Here is a 7,814-nt window from a genome sequence, read left to right on the forward strand (position 1 = left end):
TCAACCCAACCTACTAACTAACAACTACATATCCGAAAAATACCAGAGTTTAATGTTGGGTTTCAATGAAAAATCAACAACTATCTATCTAGAAAATACCAGAGTTTAATGTTGGGTTTCACTATCGCTCAACCCAACCTACGAACTGAATACCTAATAACTGATAACTGATAACTGATAACTGATAACTGAAAAAAATGGGTACTACTTACATAACTTGCGAAGATGCTTTTATTGGCAAAAATGATGAACGTTTAGTCGTTAAAGCTGATAAACAAAAACTTTTAGATATTCCATTAATTAAAGTAGATGGAGTTGTAGTTTTGGGTCGAGCAACTGTTTCTCCTCAAGTGGTAATGGAATTATTATCCCGACAACTTCCTTTGTCTTTCCTAACAAAAAATGGCAAATATTTAGGCAGACTAGAACCGGAAATGACCAAAAATATTTTTGTTCGTTCTGCTCAATGGAAAGCTGCCGGAAAATCTGAACAAGCTGTTCATGTTGTTAAAGGTTTTGTGCGGGGAAAATTGAAGAATTATCGTCATATTTTATTGCGTCGGCAAAGGGAATCTTCCGAATTAGATTTCCAGCTACCTTTAAAAAAATTGGATGGAGCGATCGCCCCAATTAATTCTACTAATAATATAGATTCCTTGCGCGGATTAGAAGGTGCTGGAAGTGCTGCTTATTTTGGCTGTTTTAATCAGTTAATTAAAGGGTCAGATTTTACTTTTGAAGCAAGGCGACGTCGCCCTCCTACAGACCCAGTTAATTCCTTATTAAGTTTGGGTTATGCTTTATTGCGCCATGATGTACAAAGTGCCGTTAATATTGTTGGTTTCGATCCTTATTTGGGCTATTTGCATTATGAACGTTATGGTCGTCCTTCCTTAGCTTTAGATTTGATGGAAGAGTTTCGTCCGTTGGTGGTAGATACCGTAGTTTTTTCTGCTGTAAATAAAGGTACTTTAACTGCCGAAGATTTTACAACTGAACCTATAAGTGGAGCAGTTTCTTTAACCAAAGAAGGGTTAAAAAAATTCCTAACTTTGTATGAGAAAAGGAAACAATTTAAGTTTAAACATCCAGCCATGCAACGTCAATATACTTATCAAGAATCTTTTGAAGTTCAGGCGCGGTTATTGGCTAAATATTTGATGGGAGAAACTGAACAATATCCACCTTTAATTATGCGTTAGATTTTGGAATTTTTTGACTCCAGTTTTGGTCATAAAAACTGGGGTTTTATTGTTGATTTTGAGGAGGTAATCTTTATGTATGTAGTTATTTGTTATGATATTTCTGATGATAAACGACGGACAAAAATTCACAATATTTTAAAGTCTTATGGCCAGTGGATGCAGTATAGTATTTTTGAGTGCGATTTAACTCAAACTCAATATGCTAAATTGCGGGGTCGTTTGGCCAAATTGCTGAAAGGCCAGGAAGATAATATTCGTTTTTATTTTTTGTGCCAATGTTGTCAAGGGAAAGTAGAACGGATTGGTGGGCCAGAGGTAAGGGACGATACTATGTTTTTTGTTTAGAAATTTAGAGGGGCAAATGCGACGATCAGTAGCTGTAGAAATTGAGAGGGAAAAAATAATGGCTGAAATTCTTTCTGGGAAAGGGTTTGATTTGTATAGAGGCTTTGAGGCGATCGTCGCAATTTCTCTGTTCCTTGCCTGGTGGGGGTTTGGGAAAAATATTTTTTTTAGACTCTTGCAAATTTTTTGGGGGTTATGCTATTGTTTAGTAGGTCGTCGAAATCGAACCTTGAAAACTAAATATGGTAAGGGTTCTAAAATCCTGCGGTTTAAACAACAACTAATCCCTATTAGGGATTGAAACTCATGGTTTATTGTTTTGATATTTTTTTTACTGCGTTTAAACAACAACTAATCCCTATTAGGGATTGAAACACCGACTCGCAAAAACAAGCAGAATCAATTCACAAGTTTAAACAACAACTAATCCCTATTAGGGATTGAAACCCTGCAAACCTAGAAACTGGGTGCATTCTTGGGAGCGGTTTAAACAACAACTAATCCCTATTAGGGATTGAAACTTACCAGTTCCCATTGCAGATTTTGCTGCAATAATTGGTTTAAACAACAACTAATCCCTATTAGGGATTGAAACCCCTGTTTTTTTGCTTTGATATTGCTATAGTAACTCAAGTTTAAACAACAACTAATCCCTATTAGGGATTGAAACCTAACAAAAAGAATACTGCCTAGCATTGATAAAAGGTTTAAACAACAACTAATCCCTATTAGGGATTGAAACTAGGAATAGCACTCTTAGATATCAGAAGAAACTTGTTTAAACAACAACTAATCCCTATTAGGGATTGAAACAAATCAGTTGACGTCAGTTATTATTTTTTCAGAGGTTTAAACAACAACTAATCCCTATTAGGGATTGAAACCCAGAGACGGAACCCTAACAGTAATTTCTTCTGGAGTTTAAACAACAACTAATCCCTATTAGGGATTGAAACNCAACTAATCCCTATTAGGGATTGAAACAAATCAGTTGACGTCAGTTATTATTTTTTCAGAGGTTTAAACAACAACTAATCCCTATTAGGGATTGAAACCCAGAGACGGAACCCTAACAGTAATTTCTTCTGGAGTTTAAACAACAACTAATCCCTATTAGGGATTGAAACTTGAAGATTGGGCACACTTTGATTATAAATTCTCGTTTAAACAACAACTAATCCCTATTAGGGATTGAAACCAACATCTTCTAAAGTAGGATCTTCACTTTCTAATCGTTTAAACAACAACTAATCCCTATTAGGGATTGAAACCCAGAGACGGAACCCTAACAGTAATTTCTTCTGGAAAGTTTAAACAACAACTAATCCCTATTAGGGATTGAAACTTGATATTTATTTGGTTGGCAATGATAATTTCTTGTTTAAACAACAACTAATCCCTATTAGGGATTGAAACTATAAATTGCAGGATTTCTTCATGCCAGAAGATTGTTTAAACAACAACTAATCCCTATTAGGGATTGAAACATTTCATCAGGAAAAAATAATTAAATAAACAGGTGAATGGTTTAAACAACAACTAATCCCTATTAGGGATTGAAACTTGGGGGCTATTTATAGAGATTCAGAAATTACCAGTTTAAACAACAACTAATCCCTATTAGGGATTGAAACATACTATGAAAAAAACTTGCCCTTACTGCCAAGGAAGTTTAAACAACAACTAATCCCTATTAGGGATTGAAACATCCTATTAAACAACATTTTACTATTAATAAATGTTTAAACAACAACTAATCCCTATTAGGGATTGAAACAAAATTAGGTATATCCAGGAGTTCAGCGTACAACGTTTAAACAACAACTAATCCCTATTAGGGATTGAAACTGACTCTGGGATTTCTTCCTCTAAATCTTCTACAATTGTTTAAACAANCAACTAATCCCTATTAGGGATTGAAACAAAATTAGGTATATCCAGGAGTTCAGCGTACAACGTTTAAACAACAACTAATCCCTATTAGGGATTGAAACTGACTCTGGGATTTCTTCCTCTAAATCTTCTACAATTGTTTAAACAACAACTAATCCCTATTAGGGATTGAAACCAAAACGATGGTTTGGCCGATAAGCCATCGCCAGGTTTAAACAACAACTAATCCCTATTAGGGATTGAAACATCTTTCCTACTCCCTTCCTTTCAATAAAGTAACGTTTAAACAACAACTAATCCCTATTAGGGATTGAAACAATAAATCAGGATGTAAGATAATTTTATCATCTAAAGTTTAAACAACAACTAATCCCTATTAGGGATTGAAACAATAACATGGTACTATCTAAACCACCTGCACGTCAAGTTTAAACAACAACTAATCCCTATTAGGGATTGAAACCATTATTATCCTGGAATGATAAGCCCAAAAACTCAGTTTAAACAACAACTAATCCCTATTAGGGATTGAAACAACTGAAACTGTTCTGGATAATCTATCTTCTGGCTAGTTTAAACAACAACTAATCCCTATTAGGGATTGAAACCATTACCGGAATCAACACCCAAGTATACCTGCTTTGGTTTAAACAACAACTAATCCCTATTAGGGATTGAAACTTTTCAGCCAGATGCTCTTCTATCTGGTTTACCCGTTTAAACAACAACTAATCCCTATTAGGGATTGAAACAAAGGACTCCCTGAATTATTAACGAATACATAAGAGTTTAAACAACAACTAATCCCTATTAGGGATTGAAACGAATTAATTGAAAAAGTTATGCTTACTGACAAACAATGCCNGTTTAAACAACAACTAATCCCTATTAGGGATTGAAACAAAGGACTCCCTGAATTATTAACGAATACATAAGAGTTTAAACAACAACTAATCCCTATTAGGGATTGAAACGAATTAATTGAAAAAGTTATGCTTACTGACAAACAATGCCTGTTTAAACAACAACTAATCCCTATTAGGGATTGAAACCCGCTGGCGAATGCTATCTAATATTAGAAAAAGAGTTTAAACAACAACTAATCCCTATTAGGGATTGAAACCTTTTTCATCCCATATTATGGAAATTTTAGATGAAAAATTTACCTCAAAAGTTTAAACAACAACTAATCCCTATTAGGGATTGAAACATGCTAGGGGAACGCAACTAAAGGTAGTACAAATACCAGTTTAAACAACAACTAATCCCTATTAGGGATTGAAACTTAGTAGAGCATTTCAATATCTCACTAATTTCATGTTTAAACAACAACTAATCCCTATTAGGGATTGAAACTTTAATTTATTGTATGTATTGTTGTCTGTTATTTTTGTTTAAACAACTAATAATCCCTATTAGGGATTGAAACAGAAACAACAGTAGAGAGACAACCATAATCTGTAGGGGCGATTTCCCACGGAATGCTCCGCAAACGCGAATCGCCCGTACAATATCTACAAAATCCCTTTCAGCAATTGAAACTATTAACTTTCAAACCAAATTCTTTACACTTTCAATAGCACTTTCTGGAGTATCCACGACAAAAACTGTTTCAGGAGACAAACCAACAAAAAAAGCCTGACTTGCCAAACTACTACCCAACAAAATCACTTTTTTATTATTCTTAATTGCCAAAGCAACCTCCGAAGCAGTACCCGCTCCCATCCCACAAGCAATCACAACATCACTAGAAAGCACATTAATATTATTCCGACTATTACCCATATCAGTAACAATAGGAATATCAACCGCCTCAGACATACCATCAAGATTATTTCCAGGCAAAATTCCAATAGTCAAACCATTAGCAGACTTGGCACCCCGACTCGCAGCATCCATCACCCCCATATTCCGCCCACCCGTCAATAAAACCCAAGATTCTTGAGCAATTAATTCACCGAGTTTATAAGCATTTTTCAAGTCTGTGGAAGTCGCACCACTCCCAGCACCCATCACACCGATGATGATTTTTTTCATTTTATAGCTAATTAGTTAGGATTTGCTGATTAAATATAAAAGCATTGACAGACAAAGGTTTAACCCTTCTTTGGTCTTAAAAAAGTACCTGCTTTTCCTTTCAAAAAGCTCAAAAAACTAGGACACGCTTTGTACTTATAGCAGAAAAATCAAGGGATAAATATATTCGACTATCTCTTCTATAACTCCCATTTCTCCTGACTACTGACTACTGACTACTGACTACTACGAAGAACAAAAAGACTTTTTCAGCAAGCCCTAGTTAGTCTTGTAGGGGCAAGTTCCCCTTTAAAGTTATGAATTTTCAGCCGAAATTCAGATAAACCCGTCCCCCAACGATGATATTTAGGAGTACAGCAGTGGACTGAAACAAATAATTTTGTGCATTACAGCAGTTTTCATTTCAGTAGACTACAGTAGGGGCGTTTGCGGAGCATGACCTTAGGAAATGGCGATTCGCCCCTACAGGGTTTTGGTTGTGAAGATGTTGTTCATCAACTTGAAAAGCTCTGTAGGGCGGGTTTATCTAATCAAATGTGAAAACTCATTAATTGAATGAGGGAACCCGCCCCTACTATTCCACCATTTTGCTATTCCCTGCTATATCAATTAGTCAACCCATGTTCCAAAGCATACCGAACTAATTCCGTTCGACTATTCGTTCCAGTTTTCGTAAATAATCTACTTACATACTTTTCCACATTTCTAACGCTGGTATTTAAGTCTCTAGCAATTTCTTTATTCATTAACCCTCTAGCTACCAAGTCTAAAACACTCTGTTCTCTAGGAGTCAAATCGATTTTTATGGGTGAGGGAGTTTGAGCGATCGCATTCTTTCCCATCAACATTGCTTTTATTTCAGCAATTTGACTTGCCAAAGCAGCAAGATCGGGAGTATTTTCCCCTTCATTAGTTGTTTGTACTGATGTTCGACGCTCTAACAAATTTTCTACAATAGCTACTAACTCTTCTGGGTCAAAAGGTTTAGAAAGGTAAGCATCACAACCAGCTTGATAACCCTGAATGCGGTCTGTAGTCATTCCTTTAGCAGTCAAAAATACCACAGGTAAAGCTTTAAACCTTGGTTCTTCTCGTAATTTTTGCAGAAATTGATAACCATCTACTTGAGGCATCATAATATCTGTAATTACTAAGTCAGGTAAATGTGATTGTAGAATATCCCATCCTTCATTAGCATTACTAGCAACATCTACATGGAAACCACTATCTTCTAAATAAGCTTGTACGGCTTCCCGTAATCCTGGTTCGTCATCTACTAATAATATTTTTCCTGACATTTTTAATTTTTCCTGTGGCTCATTTTTTGCTTGAATCATCTGAGGCATATAGATTATTCTTACTTTAATGCTTTTTTCTAATTTAGCTAATTTTCATTATCAGTGGAGCGAAAATAATGTATTGTTAACAACACTTGATCAAAAGTTATTGTTGTGGTAATAATAAACTTTGATACCATATTTAAAAAAAGAATCAGGACTTACCTAGAGATACTATATATAGAGTCAAAAAACGATAACGTTATAGTTTTGAACATTATATACATGGTATTTGCCTCAGTCCTGATAAATTAATTAAAGTTCCAGAATGCTCAAGTCTCCTTAATTTTGAGACTTAAAGACTAGGAGNAACGTTATAGTTTTGAACATTATATACATGGTATTTGCCTCAGTCCTGATAAATTAATTAAAGTTCCAGAATGCTCAAGTCTCCTTAATTTTGAGACTTAAAGACTAGGAGACAGACATTCGACTACATTTTGATACGGTTTTCTTAATTCGATAATTCGGGTCTAACCAACAAAGGGGTAAGTTTTCCCCTGAAGGAAACATTAAATCAGCTTTTGGATAAATTGTTGGATCTTGCATTTCTTCACCCGAATGAGACTGACCCATCACTTCACCTAAACAGGGATCATAAACATCTTCAATTCGGATCACTTCGATTAAATCATCAGTCTGTTTATGTTTTAAAAACATACTTTTACCTCCCTATGCCTAATTTTTGGCTGGAATTGGATTGTAATCTTATGAAAGTTGAAGAGTAGACCTTTCCACAATCTTTACATTTTTTCAAAAAAGTTTTATCTTATTAAAAGTAAAATCCACAGCACAAAAAATTGTATCAAAGACTACCCTATTTAATTAATATTGTGTCATAAATAATCTCTGGAAAAGCTTAAATCAATCTTAAGAAATTCCAGAGACTTTTTAGATGTGATAAATATGTCACTTCTACATTACCTCTAAGTGGTGTTTAATAATTAATAATTAACAATTAATAATTAATTATTACCTCTTCTTATAAAGAAGAGGA

The 7,814-nt window shown here is 34.8% G+C and carries 5 protein-coding genes and 4 CRISPR repeat arrays; of the genes, 2 read left to right on the plus strand and 3 right to left on the minus strand.

All coding sequences use genetic code 11. The annotated features are described in order from the left end of the window. Positions 1–197 precede the first annotated feature (197 nt). Positions 198–1,202: a type I-D CRISPR-associated endonuclease Cas1d gene (gene cas1d, locus AFK68_RS19675; protein ID WP_094674373.1), complete on the plus strand. Its 1,005-nt coding sequence runs from the start codon at positions 198–200 to the stop codon at positions 1,200–1,202. Positions 1,203–1,277: 75 nt separating this feature from the next. Then, positions 1,278–1,550 (plus strand): CRISPR-associated endonuclease Cas2, encoded by a 273-nt coding sequence (gene cas2, locus AFK68_RS19680; RefSeq protein WP_094674379.1) that lies wholly within the window; start codon positions 1,278–1,280, stop codon positions 1,548–1,550. A gap of 267 nt (positions 1,551–1,817) precedes the next feature. Further along, a CRISPR array of direct repeats spans positions 1,818–2,505; the repeat unit is 36 nt; unit sequence GTTTAAACAACAACTAATCCCTATTAGGGATTGAAA. A 2-nt stretch (positions 2,506–2,507) separates the two neighbouring features. After that, positions 2,508–3,398: a CRISPR direct-repeat array (repeat unit 27 nt; unit sequence CAACTAATCCCTATTAGGGATTGAAAC). 48 nt (positions 3,399–3,446) lie between these two features. Next, positions 3,447–4,267: direct repeats of the CRISPR family, unit length 27 nt; unit sequence CAACTAATCCCTATTAGGGATTGAAAC. Between the two features lie 41 nt (positions 4,268–4,308). Continuing rightward, positions 4,309–4,872: a CRISPR direct-repeat array (repeat unit 37 nt; unit sequence GTTTAAACAACAACTAATCCCTATTAGGGATTGAAAC). Positions 4,873–4,994: 122 nt separating this feature from the next. Here cas2 and AFK68_RS19685 read toward each other — a convergent pair. The 3 genes from AFK68_RS19685 to AFK68_RS19695 all read right to left on the minus strand — a co-directional run bounded on the left by AFK68_RS19685 (position 4,995) and on the right by AFK68_RS19695 (position 7,477). After that, a complete protein-coding gene (locus AFK68_RS19685) occupies positions 4,995–5,480 on the minus strand; it encodes an LOG family protein (RefSeq protein ID WP_094674375.1) in 486 nt (161 codons plus the stop codon). A 605-nt stretch (positions 5,481–6,085) separates the two neighbouring features. Continuing rightward, positions 6,086–6,778 carry a response regulator transcription factor gene (locus AFK68_RS19690; protein ID WP_094674381.1) on the minus strand — a complete coding sequence of 231 codons (693 nt, stop codon included), beginning with the start codon at positions 6,776–6,778 and terminating at the stop codon, positions 6,086–6,088. A gap of 453 nt (positions 6,779–7,231) precedes the next feature. Further along, positions 7,232–7,477, minus strand: a complete 246-nt coding sequence (locus AFK68_RS19695) for an acetyltransferase (RefSeq protein ID WP_094674377.1) — start codon at positions 7,475–7,477, stop codon at positions 7,232–7,234. Between the last annotated feature and the right edge of the window lie 337 nt (positions 7,478–7,814).

The sequence above is a fragment of the Hydrocoleum sp. CS-953 genome (genome assembly GCF_002260545.1).
Taxonomy (GTDB): Bacteria; Cyanobacteriota; Cyanobacteriia; order Cyanobacteriales; family Microcoleaceae; genus Trichodesmium.